Raw genomic sequence first — 19,993 nt, forward strand, 5'->3', positions numbered from 1 at the left:
GCGGATAGTGGCGGGCGTGGAGGAAACCGTCCGCTACACCTATCGGCTGCGCCCCGGCGCGCAGGCCGAGCGGGCGCTCATGGCCGAGTGGCACCGCTGCCGGTGGCTGTGGAACGAGGCCGTGCACCAACGCCGCATCGGCAACAAACCCAACCGGGCCACCGTGGCAAGGATGCTGACCGCCGCCCGCAAGACCAGCAGCTGGCTGCGGGCGGGCTCCCAGAACGCCCAGGCCTGCATGCTCGAAACGTGGGCGCTGGCGAACAAGCACAGCTACCAGGTCCGCGGCCGGGCCAAACCGGCGATCAAGAAGAAGCACAAGACGCTGCCGTCGCTGGGGTACAACCGCAACGGCTTCGCGATCGTCGACGGCCGGCTGCGGCTGCCCAAGGGCACCACGATCCCCGTGGTGTGGTCCCGCGAGCTGCCGTGCGAGCCCACATCTGTGCGGGTCTTTCAGGACTCGCTGGGGCACTGGTACGCCTCGTTCGTGGTGCGCCGCGAGGTCGAGCCCACCCCGCCCGCGAAGGGCGGTATCGGGGTCGACTGGGGTGTCAGCACGCCCGCCACCACCACCGACCCGAGGTTCGATCTGCCCTACGCGGGCCACCGGCGACGGTGCGCGGCCGAGCTGGCGAAAGCGCAGCGGAGAATGTCCCGCCGCAAACGCCGCCGGGGACATCCCCTGTCCAACGGGTATGTGAGGGCGCGGAAGGTCAAGGCGCGGATCGAGAAGAAGGCGGCGCGGCAGAACACCCACACCGCCCGCACCTGGGCCAAGCGGGTCGTGGACCACCACCAGCTCATCGCAGTGGAGGACTTCCGGGCCAAGTTCCTGGCCCGTACGAGGATGGCCCGCAAGGCCGCCGACATCGGGCTCGGCACACTGAAGACCGAACTGATCGAGCGGGCCGTGCGGGCCGGACGACAGGTGGTGATCGTCGCGCCCGCCTACACATCGATGACGTGCTCGCGCTGCTTGGCAAGAACCACGCAGCGGCTCGGGCTCGCCGAACGAACCTTCTCCTGTCCTTCCTGCGGCCACACCGCGGACTGGGACCGGAACGCCGCCGGGACGATCCTGGCTGTCGCAGAACGGGGCGGCACCTGTGTTGACGACGTAAGACACGCTCTGGCTTCCTCTCCTGTGGTCGCCGGTGTCGTGCGGTCTGAGCTGGAAATCCCCCGGCATTAGCCGTCGGGAACCGTTAAACGTCCTTCGTCAGCAGCGTCGCGGCCGCAGCAGTCATCGGTTCCTTCTCAGCGAGCATCGAGCCCAACAGCGCCTGTGTGTAGCTGTCCCTTGGTGAGCGCAGCACCTCGCGCACCGGCCCGTCCTCGACGATCCGACCGTTCTGCATGACGGCCACCCGGTCGGCCAGATCGGCGACGACGCCGAAGTCGTGGGTGACGAGGACGATCGCCACATCGAGCTCCGCCTGCATCTCCCGCAACAGGTCGAGAACCTCGGCCTGCACGGTGACGTCGAGCGCCGTCGTCGGCTCGTCGGCGATCACCAGGTCCGGCTCGCAACTGACCGCGCCTGCGATGAGCACCCGCTGCGCCATACCGCCTGACACCTCGTGCGGGTAGGCGGTGAAGGTGCGCTGCGGGTCCGGGATGCCGACCTTCGCGAGCAGGTCGAGCGCCCGGGCCCGCGCCGCGGCCTTGGAGATCCCGAGGACTCTGACCATCGGGCGCACGAGCTGGTAGCCGATCGTGAACGCCGGGTCGAGGTTCGACATCGGCTCCTGCGGGATGTAGGAGATTCGTCGGCCGCGCAGCGGGGTGAGCCGCGCCTGAGCGACGACCTGGTCACCGGGCTCGACCGTGGACACGCCATCGAACCGGATAGTGCCGCTGACGATCCGCGCGGCATCCGGCAGCAGGCCCAGTACCGAGAAGGCCGTCTGGGTCTTCCCCGAGCCGGACTCCCCGACGATCGCGAGCACCTCGCCGCGGTCGACGTGGAACGAGACGTCGTCCACGACGAGCTTGACGCCGCCGTCGGCCCGGGGATAGCCGACCGACAGGTGCGACACCTCGAGCAGATATCTCCCAGGCGCCGATGCGGCGACGTCGCCTGCCGGCTCCGCAGCGACCTTGGCCTGCTTCGCCTTCGGCACCTCCCGCCTGTCCTCGAGCGCGTCCCGAACGGCGTTGCCCAGCAGCACGAATGCGGCGGTCGTCAGCCCGATCGCGACAGCAGGCCACACCAGCAGGCTCGGCGCGACGTAGATGTTCTCGAACCCGTCGCTCAGCATCACGCCCCACGTTGCCTGCTGGGGGTCGCCGAGCCCGAGGAACTCCAGGCCCGACTGCACGGCGATCGCCACCCCGGCGACCATCGCCGTCTGGATGATGAGCGGGGCCCGGACGACGGACATGATGTGTCGGCTGATGATCCGCACGTCGCTCAGGCCCGCGACGCGGGCGGCGTCCACATACAGCTCGCCCCGCACCGACTGCACCGCGGTGCGGGTCAGCCGGAAGTATCCCGGGCTGATCAGGACGCCGAACACGATCATCGTGATCCACACCGTCGGGCCGAACGCCGCTCGCACCGAGAGCAGCACGATGATGCCGGGCAGGCTCATCAGCAGGTTCGCGACCCAGCTGGGCACGGAGTCGAACCAGCCGCCGTAGTACCCCGCGACGAGGCCGGCGGGCAGGCCGATGGCGATCGCGACGGCCGCGCACAGCAGCGCCGACAGCAGCGTGATCTGTGCGCCGTACAGCAGTCGGCTCCACACGTCCCGGCCGGCGCTGTCGGTGCCGAGCAGATGCTCACCACCCGCGGGCGCCAGCATCCGATCGATGTTCGCGAAGTTCTCGTCGAAGGGCGAGACCATCGGCCCGAACACGGCGGCGAGGACGACGATCGCCAGTACGGCGAGGGCGAGCACGCCGAGCGGATTGCGGACGACCCGCCGCAGTACGGACGACCGGACCACGAGATCGGACGGTCCAGGCAGTTCCCCGGGGATGTCGAGGCTTCGGCTCATACCAGCTCCTCGCTGACGCTCGTCGCGGGCATTCGCCCAAGGCGCTGTGCCGATGATTCGCTCGCAAGCTCGCTCATCCCACACGCACCTTCGGGTTCAGCCAGCCGTTGGCGAGATCGATCAGCAGGTTCACGACCACGACGACGATCACCGTGTAGACGACCACACCCATCACGATCGGGATGTCGCCGGATGTCGTCGCATCGACCGCGAGTGCACCGATGCCCGGAACAGCGAAGACCCGCTCGATGATGACGACGCCACCGAGGAGCCCCACGAACTGGAGGCCGATGACGGTCAACCCGGCCGGCGCGGCGCTGCGCAGAACGTGCTTGAAGAGGATCTCCCTCTCCCCGATGCCGCGGCTGCGCAGCGTCCGCACATAGTCGCGTTCTAGCTGCGTGATCACCGCGCTGCGGATCTGTTGTGCGCTCGAGGCGACGGAGTTGACGACGATCGCGATGACGGGAAGCGCCAAGGTCGCGACCCAGGCGTCGACGCTCGACCCCGGGGTGATCGTGCTGATCGCCGGGAAGAGCCGCAGCTGCATGGCGAACACTGCGACGAGGACGATCGCGAAGACGAACCCGGGGAGAGCGTCGCCGACCACCGCGCCGACCTGCACGACGCGGTCGATCCACCCGCGCCTCGTCGCCGCGGCCATGCCCATGAGCGTGGCGATCACGGCCACCAGCACGATCGAGACGAAGACGAGTGCGAGGGTCACCGGCAACCGGCTGAAGATCGCGTCCGCGACCTTCTGCGCCGAGAACCACGAGTCGCCGAGGTCGCCGGTGAGCGCACTGCCCGCCCAGATGACGAACCGCACGGGAAGCGGCTTGTCGAGGCCGAGCTCGGCCTCCTTGAGCGCCACCTGTTCCTCGGTGGCCATGTCGCCGAGGATGTTGCGCGCGATGCTCTGACCGGAGAAGAAGAGGAGCGCGTAGGTGAGAGCGCTGATCACGGCGAGCAGGACGGCTCCGGCGGCCAGCCTTCGCACGGCGAAGAAGATCACGACTACCTCCGGGGGGTCGACGCGTCGTTCGCGGGGGCGTAGTTGTAGATCGACGGCACCGCCTGCTGGATCTGCGGGACCGCGGTGACCGAGCCGTTCATGACGTACAGCTGGTCGATCCGGAACAACGGCACGAACCAGGCGTTCTCGGTGACGTAGCGGTTGACGTCCTTGGCCAGCTCGTCCGAGTGCTCGCCACCGTTCTGCACCGCGTCGATCATCGATTGGAGCTCAGGCGTGGTCGAGTCGAACGGGTTGTACAGCGCGCGGGTGGAGACGAGCTGGTTGATCGCCACCCACGGCTCGCCCTGGAACAGGTTGAAGTACGTGGTCGGGTACTTGCCTGCGCCCAGGTCCGCGACGTAAGTGGTCTGCGCCGCGGTCTCGGCCTGCACCCTGATCCCGACCTCGCCCAGCTGCTGCGCGACGGCTGCGATCGCCGTGTCGAACGCCGAGGACGCGGGGACTCTCATGTCGAAGCCGTCCGCGTAACCCGCCTCCGCGAGCAGCTGACGCGCCTTCGCCGGGTCGTAGGGGTAACGGTCGTCGAACTCCTCGACGTAAGCGCCGCTGGACGGTCCGAAGACCTGCGCGGTCGGGGTGCCGTAGCCGAGCTGCAGCTGGTCGAGCAGCGTCGTGCGGTCGATCGCGTAGTTGATCGCCTGACGGACCCGGACGTCCCCCAGCGCGGGGATGAGGGTCCCGCCCCGGTCGAACAGCAACAGCCCCTGCCAGTCCACCTGGTAGTCCTCGAGCACGGTCAAACCGGCACGTTCGGCGTGAGCGACGGTCCTCGCATCGACCAGCGTCGCGTCCGCCAGGTCACCCACCACCGCATTCAGCCGCGCCGTCGTCTCGGCCATGGGCCTGAGCACGATCTTGTCGAACTTCTGCAGCGACGGGTTCCAGTAGCCCTGGCGTGCGGTGAACGCGAGCTGGGAACCGGGGAGGCTCTGTGCCGGGTCGTAAACGTAGGGGCCGGTGCCGACCGGGGTCGTCGCGATGGTGCCCGCCGCGATCGCGGCCGGGCTGCCCATCAGGCCCGCAGCCTGGCTCAGGTAGTACTCGAAGGCCGGATCCGGTGCAGTCAGGTTGATCTTCACCGTGTCCGCGTCCACGATCTCGGCGGAGTCGAAGTACGCCAGTTGCGCGGCCTGCCGGCCGTTGGCCGCCTTGAAGTGCTCCAGGTTCGCCTTCGCGGCCGCGGCGTCGAACGTCGTCCCGTCGCTGAAGGTCACGCCCGTGCGGAGGTCGAGCGTCAGCTCGGTTCGGTCGTCGTTGTAGGCCCAGCCGGTCGCGAGCATCGGGCTGAGCGTTCCGTCCGGTTCGCGCTGGATCAGCGTGTCGTAGACCGGCTGGTACGGCTGCAGCTGGTGCCCGACGTGCGCCTGCGCGGGATCCCACGATGTGACGTCGGCGACGACTGCAAGGGTGAGTGTCCGGCTGTCGTCCGCCGCTCTCTGGCCCCCGCATGCAGCGAGCGCGAGGCCCACGACCGCGGCGAGGACGCCCACCTTCCCCAGGTTGCCCAACTCCATCGTCAGCTCCTTCGGTGTGGGTCGGAGGATGCGAGACGTGGCGATCAGGTGGCAACGAGTTGCCAGTTCTTGCCGTGGACAACTTCTGGCAACCAGTTGCGAGGAGGCGTGGTTCATCGGCTCAATGCCTGCATGCTGCGTCCCCTTGACACCGCCACACGCGAACGCAAGTCACTCGATGGGCTGTGGCGTTTCCGCGTCGACGTCGACGGGGTCGGCCGTGACGAGCGGTGGTTCGCCTGCCCGTTGCCCGCCGCCCGGGAGATGGCGGTGCCGGCCAGCTACAACGACATCCTCACCGACCCGCGCCTGCGCAGCCATTGCGGCGAGGTCTGGTACCAGCGGACGGTCCGGGTGCCACGCGGGTGGGCCGGTCAGCGCGTCGTCCTGTACCTCGAGTCCGCAACGCACCACGCGACGGTGTGGGTGGGCGACGCGGAGGTCGTCTCGCACTCGGGGGGCTACACCCCCTTCGAGGCGGACATCACCGCGCACGTGCGGGCCGGTGACGAGGTTCGCGTCACCGTGTGCGTCGACAACACCCTCACATTCCAGACGATCCCGCCCGGCGTCGTCGAGGAGACCCCGACCGGGCGCCGGCAGCGCTACTTTCACGACTTCTTCAACTACGCGGGCCTACATCGCACGGTGTGGCTGGCCAGCACCCCGATCGCGCGGATCGACGACGTCACGATCACCACCGACCTGCAGGGAACGACCGGCACCGTCGACTACCGCGTGGACACCGTCGATGCGGACGGACTCGACGTGCACGTCGTGCTGCGCGACGCCGAGCGCCTGGAGGTAGGCCGCGGCGGCGGCGCCGCAGGCGTCGTCTCCGTGCCCGACGTGCACCGATGGGCTCCCGGCGACGGATACCTCTACGACCTCGAGGTCCAACTGGTCGACGCGGCCAGCGCGCTGGTGGACAGCTACCACCAGAGCGTCGGCGTGCGCACGATCGACGTGCGCGGCACCGAATTCCTCATCAACGGCGAACCCTTCTACTTCACCGGGTTCGGCATGCACGAGGACCACCCGACCCTCGGCAAGGGGCACAACGACGCCTTCATGCTGCAGGACTTCGAGCTGCTGGACTGGATCGGGGCCAACTCGTTCCGCACGTCGCACTACCCGTACTCCGAGGACGTCCTTGATCACGCCGACCGGCGCGGCATCGTGGTGATCGACGAAACCGCCGCCGTCGGCCTGAACATGGGCCTCGGCGGTGGCATCTTCGGTGGCCAGGGCTATCTCACCTATTCGCAGGAGACCATCAACGACGAGACCCGCGCCGCACACGCCCAGGCCATCCGCGAGCTCGTCGCGCGCGACAAGAACCACCCCTGCGTCGTGCTGTGGTCGATCGCCAACGAGCCCGAATCGCACGGCCAGGAGGCCGAGGACTACTTCCGGCCCTTGTTCGAGGTGGTCCGCGAGGCCGACCCGACCCGGCCGGCGGGGTTCGTCAACGTCGGGCTCTCCCCGCACGGGAAGTGCCGCGTCTCGCAGTTCGCCGACGTTCTCATGATCAACCGCTACTACGGCTGGTACACCCAGACCGGCGACCTCGACGGCGCCGAGCAGGCTCTCGAGGAGGAGCTGCGTAGCTGGGCCTCCGACGGAAAGCCGATCATCATCACGGAGTACGGTGCCGACACGCTCGCGGGCCTGCACGCCGTGGATCCACAGCCGTGGACCGAGGAGTACCAGGTCGCCTATCTGGAGATGTACCACCGAGTGTTCGACCGAATCGACGCCGTCGTCGGCGAGCAGGTCTGGAACTTCGCCGACTTCGCCACCACGTCGGGCATCGTTCGGGTCGGGGGCAACAAGAAAGGCGTGTTCACCCGCGAGCGGAACCCGAAGTCGGCGGCGTTCGCGCTGCGCCGCCGTTGGCGGGCACTCGCTTAGAAACGCGGAGACGCCGGAGCGCCTAGCTCAGGGGCACTCCGAGCTGCAAGCGCATTTCAGCACTCACGCCCCTTCACGCACCAGCCGACGACGTCATGATGCTGAGCCAAGGGCGTCCCCGATCAACCGCAGCGGGCAGTGAGATCCGGCGACGGCGCGCCGTCGCCGTAGTCGCCGCTGTCGTTGACGAAGACCATGGTCCGCGCCGTCACCACGTTCCCGCACATCGGCCCCGGGGGTGCCAGGGAGTTGAACAGCAGGGCCGCGGGCGCTTCGGACATGCGGTTGTCCTGGACGGTGTTGCCGCCCTTGTCGTACTCCTGCTCGTCGCTCTTGATCTTCACATTCACGCCGGCGCTGTTGGAGATCTGGTTGTCGCGGACGATGTTGGAGTGGCCGCGCAGCTCGATGTTGCTACCCTGGAACTCGGCCGACTCGGCGTTGTCCGAACAAATGTTTTTTTCGAACACGTTGTCGTGCGCATTCTCCTTGACGTTGAAGCATTCGGAGCCGAACGTGCGGATGGTGTTGCCGGTGACGACGTTGTGTGAGCTTCCGTCGTTCGCGTGCATCGGCTGCGTGTCAGACTTCGGGCTGGTGCCGATGTAGACACCCTCACCATTGTGGTAAACGGCCCGCCGCACCCCGTCGTCCTTCTGCTTGCCGAACATCCCGCAGTACTCGATGACCGAGTCGGTGATGGTGTTGTCGTGCGCATTGTTCCGCAGCCGCACGCACTCGGTTCCGGCGCGGGCGAGGAACATGTTGGTGATCGTGACGCCGGTCACGTCATGGGTGGCCTCGCCCGCCCCGATGTAGATCAGCTTGCTGTCCTGGACCAGATCCTTCACGCTGTCCTTGAACGCGTCGATTGTGGCGACGTCCATCGGGAGCTCGGTGGTTCTGGGCAGCTTCTCCTGACCGTCGATGGTGAAACCGTCGAGGATGTAATAGCTATGGTCGATACTGAAGATCCGCCCGGTGCCGTACAGCGTGGCCTGGTACCGGCCGCTCTTGTCCTTGCCCGACTCCGGACCCGTGATCCAAATCGGCGCGTCGGGTACCCCGTCGATCTTGGTCTGCAGCTTCTCGTGGTAGTCGCCGGGAGCGAGGTTGATCTGCGTCCCCGGCGTGGCCTTGTCGAGCGCGGCCTGGATGGTCCGGAGAGGGGCACCCGCGGAGCCGTCACCGGCGTCGGTGCCGGTCGGCGAGACGTAGAGCTGAACCGTCGGCATCGCGGGCAGCCACCAGACGACGGCCACCACGAGCACCGCGACGACAGCTGCGACGATCACTCCCGGAATGACGCGCTTCAACTGAGTCGACCTCCACGTCGCATCTCGGTTTCTACAGCGCGACAATCTCGGTGTTGCACGTGTCGATATCCGTTGTTCGCGGCGACCGACATCCTGAATTCCTGCGAGATCCGGAGTGCGACCTCGACGCCGCGGATCGCACCACAGTAGACCAGAGGTAGACCAGGCGGGTGGCGGTCGGACCGGCGGCGCCGGTACTTCAGCCGTTGGGCACACCGGGCGAGTGCACTCGCGGCCACATGTGGCCGTTACTGCACCCACCGGCCGATCTTGGCGCGGGCGCGCCGGCGTGATCGGCGATCGGGCGCGTTACCGGCCATATGTGGCCGGGTAGGCGCCCACCTGGCGATCATGGAGCGGGCCTCGGGGGAAGCTCCGGGCGGCGGCGGGACGGGCGGGTCGCCGGGTCCGGTGGGCGCACGGCCGGGCGCTCCGCCAGAGCCTCCAGTGCGATGTCCACCGCGCGCTCCAGCTGCGGATCGCGGTGGCGGCACATTGAATGGACCCTCCATGCGGTGGCTACCCTGACGCGTCATGGCAAGAGGTGTTCCGGGGTCCGTCGCGCCGTTGGCCGGTCGCTGGCGGATCGTGGAGATGAGCGGGTGGGACCGCGACGCTATCGATCTGGTCGAGCCGGGTTTCATCGAGTTCGTCGAGGACGGGACCGGCCAGTTCGGTTTCATCGCCGTTCGCGGCTGGCTGGACTGCCGCCCGGTCGAGCGGGACGGCCAACCCGCTGTCGAGTTCACCTGGGAGGGCGTCGACGAGGGCGACCAGGTCAGCGGACGCGGCTGGGTGTCCCTTGTCGATGATGCGATGGTCGCGGGTCACTTGTTCTTCCACATGGGAGACGACTCGAGTTTCCGGGCAGAACGTTTTACCCCAACCGATTGAGCGGACGGGCAGTGAGCGAGTACCAGTACTACGAATTTCTGGCGATCGACCGGCCACTGGACGATGACGAGCAGGCCGAGGTTCGGTCGCTGTCCACCCGGGCCCGGATCTCCGCCACCAGTTTCGTGAACGAGTACCACTGGGGCGATTTCAAGGGTGATCCGAACCGGCTGATGGAGCGTTATTACGACGCGCACCTGTATGTGGCCAACTGGGGAACCCATCGGGTGATGTTCCGCCTGCCATGTGATCTGCTGGATCCTGAGGTCGTCGAGGATTACTGCGTCGACGACCAGCTGAGTACCTGGGTCACGGACGAGTTCATCGTGCTCGACTTCACCAGCGAGGACGACGCCGGTGAGTTCGACTTCGACTACGACGCCGAGGCGTTGCTGTCAGCGATCGTCGGAGTTCGTGCCGAACTCGCCGCCGGTGATCTCCGGCCGCTCTACCTCGCCTGGCTCGCCGCCTACGGCGCCTGGGAACGCGACGAGGACGCCTTCGAGCGCGATGCCGACGACGACCTCGAGCCACCAGTTCCGCCTGGGCTGGGCACGCTCACCGCGGCCCAACGGGCGCTGGCCGACTTCCTCCGCCTCGACGACGATCTGCTCGCGATCGCGGCTCAGACTTCTCCGCCGCTCGAGGCGATCGCCGACGATCCCGGCGAGCTTGCCGCTTGGGTGACCCGCCTGCCGATTGCCGAGAAGGACCGGCTCCTGGCGAGCGTCATCCAAGGTGAGACGGCACGGGTGCGGATGGAGTTGCTGCGCAGTTTCCGCGGCGACACCGCCACAGTCACCCCCGTCCCGACCCGCCGGACCGTGGCCGGTCTGCTCGACGCCGCCGCACAGCAGCGGGTTCGACCGTGAGCGTCGGCTCGCCGCCCAGCGCGCCGAAGACGAGGCACGCGGGGGCAGGCGCGTGCCTCGGACAGTGCCGGTTCCAGACGCTCCGCTGCGATGCCGGTTCCGCTCTGGATCCACATCCGACCGGTAGTGCTTCATCGAAGGTCGGCGCAGTGATGAGATCAATACGCTCTCAATACGGCATGGCCTGAGGGTGGGAACAGCGAGAGAGGCCGAGGGCGATCACGTCCCCGAGGCGATCATGGCGATCACCGATCAGGGTGTTCGGTCCCCGCGTTCGGGAGGGGCGTCATGGCCGAGGGCCGCTGTCGAGGTGCGGATGATCAGCCCAGGCGAAAGGACGATTTCTCGTTGCCCGATCGTTTCGCCCCGAAGCCGGCTGACGCTGCGCTCGACCGCCAGCCGGCTCATCTCGACGGGATCCTGCTGCACGGTGGTGAGGTTCAGGTGCGGTAGGCGCGCCGGCGGGCTGTCGTCCCATCCGACGATCGACATGTCCCGGGGCACCCGGATCCCGGCGGAACCGAGTGACTCGACCAGGCCGGCGGCGACGTCGTCGTTGTAGGCGATCAGGGCGGTGGGTCGCCGCTCCCCGTCCAGCACGAGCCGGGCCGCGGCCACGCCTGCGTCCAGGCTGTCCCCGCCGGGGATCACCCGCAGACCGTCGCCGAGGCCGCGGCGGCGCATCACCGCGCGGTAGGCCCGCCGCCGCGCCGTCGCGATGGCGCCCGACCCGCCGTCGACGTAAGTGATCTCCCGATGTCCCAGGCCGGCCAGGTGGTCGACCGCCAGGCGCATGCCCTCGTCGTCGGCGGTACGCACGACGTCGACGGACGGGTCCGCCACGCGCCACCCGATGACCGTCACGGGCAGCCTCCCCGCAAGGACCGGGACGCCCTCCAGGCCGGGCCCGAGCAGGATCACCGCCTCGCACCGGAAGCCGAGCAGCGTCTCCGCCGCGGTCCGCTCGTCGCGGGTCGGGGTCATCGCGGACAGGATGAGCTCGTACCGGGCCTTCTCGGCGGCCACGTACAGCCCGTCGAGCAGCTCGGCGTGGAACCGGCCGGCCATCCCGAACACCACGCCGATCTGGCGGGAGTTCCCGCTGGCCAGCAGGCGGGCACGGGTGTCGGGCCGGTACCCGATCTCGGCAGCCGCCGCGAGCACCCGCTCGCGCGTCTCGGCGCTCGCTCCGGCCACACCGCGCATCACGATGGACACCAGCGCCCGGGACACCCCGGCATGTGCGGCCACGTCCTCCAGCGTCGGACGCCTGCCTTCGTTCCTTGCCACGTGCTGCAGCTTCCTCCTGCATCCGGCAACGCGTCCCTTGACACCCGCCATGTGAGCACGCACACTCTAGCGCGCTCTACTAGAGCGCTCTAGCGGATCGAGAGGAAGTGCTCGATGAGGAGTAACTCCACGTCCCTACGCAAGGTGGCGGTGGTCGCCGTGCTTGCCGCCGTGATCACCGCGTGCAGCAGCCAGGGCGGGGCCCAGCAAGGCCAGAGCGCGAGCGGCGGGACCGGCGGGACCGTCGGCACCGAGCGCTTCACCGTCGCGATGGTCACCCATGAAGCGCCCGGTGACACGTTCTGGGATCGGATCCGGGCCGGTGCCGAGGACGCCGCCGCGGCGCACAACATCGAACTGCGTTACTCCAACAACAACCAGGCGCCCGAGATGGCGACGCTGGTGCAGAACGCGATCGACAGCCAGGTCGACGGGCTCGCAGTGACGCTCGCCTACCCCGAGCAGGTCGGCCCGGTGACCAAGGCGGCGGCCGACCGCGGCATCCCGGTCGTTGCGTTCAACGGGGGCCTCGACCAGTACCGGCAATACGGGGCGAAGATGTATTTCGGGTCGGACGAGAGCCTCGCCGGCCAGGCCGCAGGCCAGCGACTCACCCAGGGCGGCGGGCAGAAGGCCATCTGCGTCATCCAGGAGCAGGGCCACGTCGCGCTCGAGGCGCGCTGCGCAGGCGTCGCGAAGACGTTCCCGAACACCGAGAACCTGTACGTCCAGGGCACGGACACGGCTTCGGTGCGCGCGACGATCGGCGCCAAGCTGCAGGAGGACCCGACGATCACGCACATCGTCACGCTGGGCGCCCCGATCGCGCTCACCGCGCTCCAGTCCGTGGCCGACGCCGGGAGCGAGGCGAAGGTCGCGACGTTCGACCTCAACATCGACGCGGCGAAGGCGATCCAGGACGGCACGATCATGTTCTCGATCGACCAGCAGCCCTACGTGCAGGGCTACATGGCCGTGGCGTCGCTGTGGCTGAACCTGACCAACGGCAACGACATCGGCGGTGGTGGGCCGGTGCTCACCGGCCCGTCCTTCGTCGACTCCACCAACGTCGACCAGATCGTGACCTACGCGCAGAACAACAAGCGGTGATCCGAGAGGCTCGCATGAACTCCATCTCCGTCGCGGTGATCGGGGCCGGCATGGCCGGCCGCAGCCACGCCGCGGGCTACCGCAACGCCGGCACCGTCTTCGGCGCAGGTCTGCCGCCCGTCCGGCTGGCGGCGATCGCCGACGCGAACCTTGCGCTCGGCGAGGACGCCGCGCGCCGCTACGGATTCGAGAAGGCCCTCCCGAGCTGGGAGGCCGTGGCCGAGGATCCGTCGATCGACGCCGTCAGCGTCGTCGTCGGCAACGCCTTGCACCGGCCGATCACCGAAGCGCTCGTCGCCGCGGGCAAGCACGTGCTGTGCGAGAAGCCCCTCGCGGGTTCGCTCGCCGACGCGCGCGCGATGGTCGAGCTCGAACGCTCGACCGGCGCCGTCACCGCGGTCGGCTACACGTTCCGCCGCTCCCCTGCCATCGCCGCGATCCGCGATCATGTCCGGAACGGCGAGCTAGGCGACCTCACCCTGTTCAGCGGCCGCTACTGGTGCGACTACGCCACCGACCCGAACGGGCCCCTGTCCTGGCGGTACAGGGGCGGCCCCGGTTCCGGTGCACTCGGCGACATCGGCGCGCACGTGATCGACGCCGCCGAGTACGTGGTCGGCCCGATCGCGTCGGTCTCCGGTGCCGCGCTGTCCACGCAGATCGGCAAGCGACCCCTGCCGCTCGGTGCTGTCGTCGGGCACAACGCCGCCCCCGTCTCCGACGAGCTCGGCGAGGTCGAGAACGAGGACACCGCCACGTTCACCGCCCGGTTCGCGACCGGCCTCGTCGGCACGTTCTCCGTATCGCGCACGGCCTTCGGCCTGCCCAACGGCCTCGGCTTCGACGTCGTGGGGTTGCGCGGGCGGGCCGGGTTCGACCAGCACCGGCCCGCCGAGTACCTGTTCGACGACGCCCAGCCCCACCCGCGCACCCGGGGTGCCCGGCAGGTCATCGCCGGTCCACAGCTGCCCTACTTCGCCGGCGGCTACCCGATGGAGGCGCCCGGCGTCGGCGGCGGCAACGCGGAGATGTTCACATTCCAGGCCCGCGCCTTCCTCGACCAGGTCGCGGGCGTGGCCGACCCGCTCCCGGCCTGCGCGAGCTTCGCCGACGCGCTGCGCACCATGGAGATCATCCAGGCCGTCGTGGAATCCGACCGAGCCGACGGCGCGGCCGTCGCCGTACCGGAAGCGAGCTGACCATGGCCCTCAAGCTCGGCGCCTACACCGCCTGTCTGCACGACCGGACACTGGCCGAGGCCCTCGACGTGCTGCGGACCAATGGCCTCACCTCTGTCGAGGTCAACACCGGAGGGTTCATCCCCGCCCCGCACTGCCCGGTGGACCTGCTGCTGACCTCGGCCCGCGCCCGCACGGAGTACCTCGCGGGCTTCGCCGAGCGCGGGATGGAGCTGACCGGCCTCAACTGCAACGGCAACCCGCTCAACCCGCTGCCCGGCGTCGGCCCGAAGCACGCCGACGACCTGCGCCGCTCCATCCGGCTCGCCGGCCTGCTCGGCGTGAAGCACGTCGTGACCATGTCCGGCACGCCCGGCTCCGACCCGGACGCGAAGTACCCCTCCTGGGTGGTGAACCCGTGGGACGGCGTCTACATGGACGTCCTGGACTACCAGTGGGGCGTCGCGGTCGAGTTCTGGACCGAGATCGACGCGCTGGCCAGGGAGAACGGGGTGCGGGTCGCCGTCGAGATGCACCCGCACAACCTGGCGTTCTCCCCCGTCACGCTCAAACGGCTCGTCGACGAGATCGGCGCGACGAACGTCGGTGCGGAGATGGACCCGTCGCACCTGATGTGGCAGGGCATGGACGTCACCGCCGCGATCCGGTGGCTGGGCCCGCTCGTGTTCCACGCCGCTGCGAAGGACGCCATGCTCTGCCCGGGTGCCGACATCCGCGGCGTCCTGGACACCTCGTTCACTCGCGTACCGGCCGACGCGCAGGACAAGGTGCCCACCGGATACGGGTTCTGGTGCAATGCCTGGCCGGAGGATCCGGCGTGGAAGTTCGTCGCCGTCGGCGTCGGGCACGACGTCGCCTACTGGACCGAGTTCTTGCGCGCCCTCGCCGAGATCGACCCGGACATGGCCGTCAACATCGAGCACGAGGACGCCTCCTTCTCCCGGACGGAGGGGCTCGCGCTGGCAGCGAAGAACCTGCACGCCGCTGCTGGAGGACTGCGATGAAGCTCGCCCTCGGCCGCTAGCGATTGATCACTTATCTCGCGCTGAGCATCGACGCTATAGTTGACACGTCAGCAAATCGTTGCCCGCGATCGTCTGCGGGGCACCGGCATCCCCGATCAAGACGGAGTTCAGTAGATGTCCCTTGCAGTGCAGTTCTCCGAGTACGGCACCAGCGACGTGCTCCGTGTCGTGGACGTGCAGCCCCCGGCTCCGGGACCCGGTCAGGTGCGGCTCGCCGTCCGCGCGGCCGGTGTCAACCCCGCCGACTGGAAGACCGTCCAGGGCTGGATGCGCGACCAGTTCCCTCTCGAACTGCCCGCCGGCCTCGGGTTCGACGTGGCCGGTGTGGTGGACGCCCTCGGTGAGGGGGTGGCCGAGTTCAGGGTCGGCGACGAGGTGCTCGGAATGGCGCTCACCGGGTCCTACGCCCAGTTCGCGCTGGCCGATTCCGGGGCACTGGTCGCCAAGCCGGCCACGGTCCCATGGGAGGTGGCGGGAAGTCTCGCCAGCGGGGGCGGCACCGCCTGGACCGCCCTCGACCGGCTCAAGGTCACCGAGGGCGAGACGGTGCTGATCCACGCCGCCGCCGGTGGCGTGGGCACCTTCGCCGTTCAATTGGCCGTGGCCCGCGGCGCCCGGGTGATCGGCACCGCCGGCGAGCGCAACCACGACCGGCTGCGCGAGTTCGGCGCCATACCGGTCACCTACGGCGAGGGACTGGTCGAACGGGTGCGGGCCGTCGCCCCCAACGGCGTCGACGCCGTCTTCGACGCCTCCGGCCGCGGTGAGATCCCGGACTCGATCGAGCTCGCGGGAGGCCCGGACCGTGTCCTGACCATCGTGGCCTTCGACGCTGCCGACACAGGCATCCAGCTTCACGTGGGCCATGCGGGAACCCAGGTCTACCGCGAGGTCCTGCGCCACGTCGAAGACGGACGCCTGCGCGTTCCGATCTCGCGCACCTACGCCCTCACGGAAGCGGCCGCCGCGCTCGACGAAAGCCGGGCGGGCCACGTGAGCGGCAAGCTCGTCATCCTGCCGGAGTAAGGCGCGAGCCCGGCTCCACCGCTCCGCTGCCCACGGTCCGGCCGAGCGGCTCGAACATCTGGCCGGGCACCGGTCAGCCGGTGCCCGGCTCAGGGGCGCTGAGATCATCGGTCGAGTGCGTACGCGGCCGGATATGGCCGGTCACGCGCCGAACCGATGACCATGCTCCCGTCCCGGCCACCCGGAGCGCTACGCCGACGGCGCCCGGTCGTGGGGGCGGCGGCTACGCGATAGCCAGACGCCCTTGTCGTGCAGGCTCCCCAGCCGGCGAGGCAGCTTGTTCACGACGCGGTCGATGCGGGCTTGCTCGAGCGTATCGAGCACGGAGTAGATGGCGACCGGATGGCCACCCGCCGCCGAGGCGGCATCGAGCTTGTGCAGCACGGGCAGTGTCACGACGGCGTCCTGGTAGTCGCCGAGCAGGTCCTGGAGCTTCTTGGCCTGCCGGCTCAGCTGCCGGGCCGGTTTGCCGATCACCGGGGCGGCGATCTCGGTGACGTAGCGCAGGAGCTTGTCGGCCTTGCGCGCCTCGTGCAGCGCCTCGTCGCGGTCCGGCCCCGGCGGCAGCGCCTCGGCGACGGCCATCCGGCGGTCGAGTTTGTGCATTGCCTTGGCCACGCTCCTGGGCAGCTCCTTGACCGCGGGTTTCGCGGCGCGGGCGGTGAAGGGCGGGTCGGCCAGCAGCTGGTTGAGCGCCTCGCGCAGCGCGGCGTAGCGGCGGCTGGCCAGTGCGGCCTGGGTGACATGGGTGCCCTGGACGCTCCGCTGCCCCAGTTCCCGCTCGACGTCGGCGGCGACGTGGCACACGCTCGACTCGCGAGGCAACGCGCTGAGCAGCCGGTGCAGCTCTTTGATCATCGCGTGCGTGTCGTTCTCCTCGCCGAGCTGACGGCCCAGCCACGCCAGCTCGGCGACCGCGGACCGGGTGGCTTCGGGATCGAGAACCCGGGAGAAGCCGCTGAGGGTGGAACGCAGCTGCCGGGTGATCACACGCATGTCGGTTACGGCGTCCGGCAAGCCGTCGAGTACCGCGTGTTCGGCGTCCCACAACTGCTCGGTCCTCGTGCGCAGCGCCTCCAGCACCACCTCGCCCGAAGAGAGGTCAGCGTCGTGCTTGGCGAATGTCGCAGTGCTCATCACAGGGCTCCTGCCGTGGCGAGGCGGGCACGCCCGCCCTCCCGACCGGCCCGGTGCGGTGCCGGTGCCGGGGTGCCGGCGGCGAGGGGTTCGCGGGCCGCGGCGGGCATCGCGGGCTCGCTGACCAGAACGCCGCCACGGCGCAGGTGCACGGTGCGGGTGGCCAGCGCGGTCACGGCGGGCCGGTGGGTGGTCATGATCACGGTGCGGTCGTGGACCAGCCGGGTCAGCGCCTCGACGACCAGCTCCTCGGCGTGGGTGTCCAGCCCGGTGGTGGGTTCGTCCAGCAGCACCACCGGTGCGTCGACCAGCAGGGCGCGGGCGATACCCACCCGCTGGCGCTGCCCGCCCGACAGCCCGATACCGCCGGTGCCGACCACGGTGTCCAGGCCGTCTGGCAGCAGGTCGGCGAACTCGCTGACCAACGCAGCCTCGGCCACAGCGGCGACCTCGGCATCGGTGGCGTCCGGGCGTCCGTAGCGGATGTTGTCGGCCAGCGTGCCGGAGAAGAGGAAGGTCTCCTGCAGCACCATGGCGACCTGCTGGTGCAGCCAGCGCTCGGGCGTGTCGGGCACCTCGTGCCCGTCCAGCAGCACGTGGCCCCGCGAGGGCCGGTACAGGCCGCCGATCAGGGAGAGCAACGTCGACTTGCCGGCGCCGTTCTCACCCAGCAGCGCGATCCGCTCCCCGGACTCGATGGTCAGGTCGACCCCGTCGAATACCGGGCCCCGGTCGGGGTCGTACTCCAGTCCGACCTCGCGCAGCTCGATGCGGCCATCGACACGCGCCGGGAGGGGCTCGGGGGTGCCCAAGTGGTCGGCGGGCTGGTCGAGGATCCCGGCGATGCGCTCGGCCGACGCGGCGCCCTGGGCGAAGCTGGGCGCCAGCTTGGCCAGCGTCTTCATCGGCGAGAACATGTTCTTCAGGTAGCTGGTGACCACCACCAGCACCCCGACCTGCCACCACGCGTTCAGTGCCCCGTAGCCGCCGACGAACAACACCAGCGCGGTGCCCACCGCGCCCACGAGCTGGAGGGTGGGGCTGAAGCGGGCGCTGATCTCGACCGAACGCATCGACAGGCCCAGCACGCGGTCGTTCTGGACGCCGAACCGCTCGTCCTGCACCTCCTGGTTGCCGAAGGCGTGCACGGTGCGGACGCCCTGCAGCGACTCCGTGACCAACCCCGTCAGGTCGCCGACCGCGGCGCGCTTGCGGCGCGCGTTGTAGCGGGTCAGGCGGGCGAAGCGGTTGGCGGTGAGGTACACCAGCGGGGCGACGACCAGCGCGATCAGCCCGAGCCGCCAGTCCACCGCGACCATCACCGCGCCGGTGCCGACCAGGGTGATCACCGCCGGGATGAGGTCGGTGAACAGGTCCCGGATGCTGGACTCCACCCTCGAGGTGTCGGAGACGACGCGGCTGGTGAGCTCACCGATGGTCTGGCGGTCGTGGAAGGCCATCGGCAGCCGCTGGGCGTACGCGAACACGTCGGAGCGGATGCGCGAGGTGACCCGCTGGCCGGCGCCGTTCATGAACACATCGCCCAGGTAGTCGAATACGCCGGAGGCGGCGGTGATCACCAGCACGGACGCTGAGGCGACGAGGAGCATGGCCAGCGGCGAGCCGCCGAACCATCCGGCGACGGTGTGCAGCATCCCGCCCTTGTTCTCACCCTGGAGCAGATCGTTGATCACCAGGGCCAGCGGCCATGGAGCGGCCAGGTCGGCGACCAGCTGCCCGCCACGCATCAGCACCCCCAGGCCCAGCGCCCGCCGCTCGGGCCGGGCGTAGTCCTTGAACCGCCACAGCTCGCGCAATGTGCTGATGTCCCGCGTCGACGGGGCGGCCGGCGGCTCGCCGGGGGTCTTCGTGCGCATGGCGCTCTCCACTGCTGAAGGTCTGAACTGAAGATGAACGTGAATGTAGCAGTTAGCATCTGTATCACCACCTCTCAGTGGTAGTAGTCATAGCAGCCGCGACATCGGTGCTAGGATGGCGACAGACCGGACGGAGGACTGATGCCATGGTCAGGACGGCAGGGCGGCGCGCGGATGCCGCACGCAACATCGCCACGGTTCTCGAGGCGGGGGCACGGCTGCTGACCGACGATCCCGGCGCCAGCATGTCGGCGATCGCCGCGGCGGCCGGGGTGGATCGCGGCACGGTGTACCGGCACTTCGAGAACCGGGACGCGCTCGTGTGCGCCGTGCACCGGGCCGCGCTCGACGCCCTCGACGACGTCCTCGACCGCGCCCGGCTCGAGCACGCTCCCGTCGCGGTGGCTCTGCACCGGCTCGCGGAAGACCTGATCAGGGTGATCCGCCGCTACCCCATCAGCCCGGAACGGATGTGTGGTAACCCCGAGACGGGCAACCGGGCGAACGCGCAGCAGGACAGGGTGGCGCGTTTCCTCCGCCGCGCGGCCGACGAGGGCCTCATCCGCTCGGACCTGCCCGACGGGCTGGCCATGGCGCTCCTGCGACGGACCGTCGAAGTGCTCGCCGGACAGTCCGAGCTCGACCCCGCTGCCGCCGCCGACGTCGCCGTGCACACCCTGCTCCACGGCATCAGCGCTTCATGAGCGCCGCGAGAAGTACCGCTGGTCCGCCCGAGCGCGGGGTACGGAGCCATCTGTGGCGCTCGCTGGGCCTG

The 19,993-nt window shown here is 69.3% G+C and carries 16 protein-coding genes; 9 read left to right on the plus strand and 7 right to left on the minus strand.

The features are described from left to right. Positions 1–16: 16 nt before the first annotated feature. The gene (locus tag K1T35_RS35710) at positions 17–1,195 is read left to right on the plus strand and encodes an RNA-guided endonuclease TnpB family protein (protein ID WP_220256142.1); all 1,179 of its coding nucleotides are present in this window, start codon (positions 17–19) and stop codon (positions 1,193–1,195) included. A gap of 13 nt (positions 1,196–1,208) precedes the next feature. Here the strand turns inward: K1T35_RS35710 and K1T35_RS35715 are convergent, their stop codons facing one another. The 3 genes from K1T35_RS35715 to K1T35_RS35725 form a co-directional block, all read right to left on the minus strand. Continuing rightward, positions 1,209–3,005: a dipeptide/oligopeptide/nickel ABC transporter permease/ATP-binding protein gene (locus K1T35_RS35715; RefSeq protein WP_220256143.1), complete on the minus strand. Its 1,797-nt coding sequence runs from the start codon at positions 3,003–3,005 to the stop codon at positions 1,209–1,211. 73 nt (positions 3,006–3,078) lie between these two features. Further along, complete coding sequence (locus K1T35_RS35720; protein WP_220256144.1) at positions 3,079–4,020, minus strand: ABC transporter permease; 942 nt, start codon at positions 4,018–4,020, stop codon at positions 3,079–3,081. Positions 4,021–4,022: 2 nt separating this feature from the next. Continuing rightward, positions 4,023–5,558: an ABC transporter substrate-binding protein gene (locus K1T35_RS35725; RefSeq protein ID WP_220256145.1), complete on the minus strand. Its 1,536-nt coding sequence runs from the start codon at positions 5,556–5,558 to the stop codon at positions 4,023–4,025. A 132-nt stretch (positions 5,559–5,690) separates the two neighbouring features. Here K1T35_RS35725 and uidA point away from each other — a divergent pair, with 132 nt between their 5' ends. Continuing rightward, on the plus strand, positions 5,691–7,472 hold the full coding sequence (gene uidA / locus K1T35_RS35730; RefSeq protein WP_220256146.1) for a beta-glucuronidase: 1,782 nt from the start codon (positions 5,691–5,693) through the stop codon (positions 7,470–7,472). A 122-nt stretch (positions 7,473–7,594) separates the two neighbouring features. Here the strand turns inward: uidA and K1T35_RS35735 are convergent, their stop codons facing one another. Then, complete coding sequence (locus K1T35_RS35735) at positions 7,595–8,788, minus strand: DUF1565 domain-containing protein (protein WP_220256147.1); 1,194 nt, start codon at positions 8,786–8,788, stop codon at positions 7,595–7,597. A 534-nt stretch (positions 8,789–9,322) separates the two neighbouring features. Between K1T35_RS35735 and K1T35_RS35740 the strand changes: the two genes are divergently transcribed. Together K1T35_RS35740 and K1T35_RS35745 are read left to right on the plus strand one after the other, a co-directional pair. Further along, positions 9,323–9,682: a hypothetical protein gene (locus K1T35_RS35740; RefSeq protein ID WP_255621088.1), complete on the plus strand. Its 360-nt coding sequence runs from the start codon at positions 9,323–9,325 to the stop codon at positions 9,680–9,682. An 11-nt stretch (positions 9,683–9,693) separates the two neighbouring features. Beyond that, positions 9,694–10,554: a hypothetical protein gene (locus K1T35_RS35745; protein ID WP_255621089.1), complete on the plus strand. Its 861-nt coding sequence runs from the start codon at positions 9,694–9,696 to the stop codon at positions 10,552–10,554. Between the two features lie 252 nt (positions 10,555–10,806). Here the strand turns inward: K1T35_RS35745 and K1T35_RS35750 are convergent, their stop codons facing one another. Next, complete coding sequence (locus tag K1T35_RS35750) at positions 10,807–11,844, minus strand: LacI family DNA-binding transcriptional regulator (protein ID WP_255621090.1); 1,038 nt, start codon at positions 11,842–11,844, stop codon at positions 10,807–10,809. Between the two features lie 114 nt (positions 11,845–11,958). On the opposite strand from K1T35_RS35750, the gene K1T35_RS35755 reads away from it, so the two are divergent. The 4 genes from K1T35_RS35755 (at position 11,959) to K1T35_RS35770 (ending at position 16,204) form a co-directional block, all read left to right on the plus strand. Next, positions 11,959–12,954 carry a substrate-binding domain-containing protein gene (locus tag K1T35_RS35755; protein WP_220256149.1) on the plus strand — a complete coding sequence of 332 codons (996 nt, stop codon included), beginning with the start codon at positions 11,959–11,961 and terminating at the stop codon, positions 12,952–12,954. Between the two features lie 14 nt (positions 12,955–12,968). Next, the gene (locus tag K1T35_RS35760) at positions 12,969–14,153 is read left to right on the plus strand and encodes a Gfo/Idh/MocA family protein (protein WP_220256150.1); all 1,185 of its coding nucleotides are present in this window, start codon (positions 12,969–12,971) and stop codon (positions 14,151–14,153) included. 2 nt (positions 14,154–14,155) lie between these two features. Then, complete coding sequence (locus K1T35_RS35765) at positions 14,156–15,157, plus strand: sugar phosphate isomerase/epimerase (RefSeq protein ID WP_220256151.1); 1,002 nt, start codon at positions 14,156–14,158, stop codon at positions 15,155–15,157. Between the two features lie 135 nt (positions 15,158–15,292). Then, a complete protein-coding gene (locus K1T35_RS35770; protein ID WP_220256152.1) occupies positions 15,293–16,204 on the plus strand; it encodes an NADP-dependent oxidoreductase in 912 nt (303 codons plus the stop codon). Between the two features lie 189 nt (positions 16,205–16,393). Here K1T35_RS35770 and K1T35_RS35775 read toward each other — a convergent pair whose 3' ends face one another. Together K1T35_RS35775 and K1T35_RS35780 are read right to left on the minus strand one after the other, a co-directional pair. Further along, positions 16,394–17,341, minus strand: coding sequence for a CHAD domain-containing protein (locus K1T35_RS35775; RefSeq protein ID WP_220256153.1), 948 nt, complete (start codon positions 17,339–17,341; stop codon positions 16,394–16,396). After that, positions 17,341–19,218 carry an ABC transporter ATP-binding protein gene (locus K1T35_RS35780; RefSeq protein WP_220256154.1) on the minus strand — a complete coding sequence of 626 codons (1,878 nt, stop codon included), beginning with the start codon at positions 19,216–19,218 and terminating at the stop codon, positions 17,341–17,343. Before K1T35_RS35780 ends, K1T35_RS35775 begins: the two co-directional genes overlap by 1 nt. A 146-nt stretch (positions 19,219–19,364) precedes the next feature. Between K1T35_RS35780 and K1T35_RS35785 the strand changes: the two genes are divergently transcribed. Continuing rightward, entirely contained in the window at positions 19,365–19,922 is a 558-nt protein-coding gene (locus K1T35_RS35785; protein ID WP_220256155.1) for a TetR/AcrR family transcriptional regulator, read from the plus strand. Positions 19,923–19,993 lie beyond the last annotated feature (71 nt).

This window comes from Pseudonocardia sp. DSM 110487, from assembly GCF_019468565.1.
Taxonomy (GTDB): domain Bacteria; phylum Actinomycetota; class Actinomycetes; order Mycobacteriales; family Pseudonocardiaceae; genus Pseudonocardia.

What these genes read in the sequence shown, in the direction of transcription:
- K1T35_RS35715 (WP_220256143.1), bottom strand. Translation starts at nt 3,005, where the DNA reads ATGAGCCGAAGCCTCGACATCCCCGGGGAACTGCCTGGACCGTCCGAT.
- K1T35_RS35725 (WP_220256145.1), bottom strand. Translation starts at nt 5,558, where the DNA reads ATGGAGTTGGGCAACCTGGGGAAGGTGGGCGTCCTCGCCGCGGTCGTG.
- uidA (WP_220256146.1), top strand. Translation starts at nt 5,691, where the DNA reads ATGCTGCGTCCCCTTGACACCGCCACACGCGAACGCAAGTCACTCGAT.
- K1T35_RS35740 (WP_255621088.1), top strand. Translation starts at nt 9,323, where the DNA reads ATGGCAAGAGGTGTTCCGGGGTCCGTCGCGCCGTTGGCCGGTCGCTGG.
- K1T35_RS35755 (WP_220256149.1), top strand. Translation starts at nt 11,959, where the DNA reads ATGAGGAGTAACTCCACGTCCCTACGCAAGGTGGCGGTGGTCGCCGTG.
- K1T35_RS35760 (WP_220256150.1), top strand. Translation starts at nt 12,969, where the DNA reads ATGAACTCCATCTCCGTCGCGGTGATCGGGGCCGGCATGGCCGGCCGC.
- K1T35_RS35765 (WP_220256151.1), top strand. Translation starts at nt 14,156, where the DNA reads ATGGCCCTCAAGCTCGGCGCCTACACCGCCTGTCTGCACGACCGGACA.
- K1T35_RS35770 (WP_220256152.1), top strand. Translation starts at nt 15,293, where the DNA reads ATGTCCCTTGCAGTGCAGTTCTCCGAGTACGGCACCAGCGACGTGCTC.
- K1T35_RS35775 (WP_220256153.1), bottom strand. Translation starts at nt 17,341, where the DNA reads ATGAGCACTGCGACATTCGCCAAGCACGACGCTGACCTCTCTTCGGGC.
- K1T35_RS35780 (WP_220256154.1), bottom strand. Translation starts at nt 19,218, where the DNA reads ATGCGCACGAAGACCCCCGGCGAGCCGCCGGCCGCCCCGTCGACGCGG.
- K1T35_RS35785 (WP_220256155.1), top strand. Translation starts at nt 19,365, where the DNA reads ATGGTCAGGACGGCAGGGCGGCGCGCGGATGCCGCACGCAACATCGCC.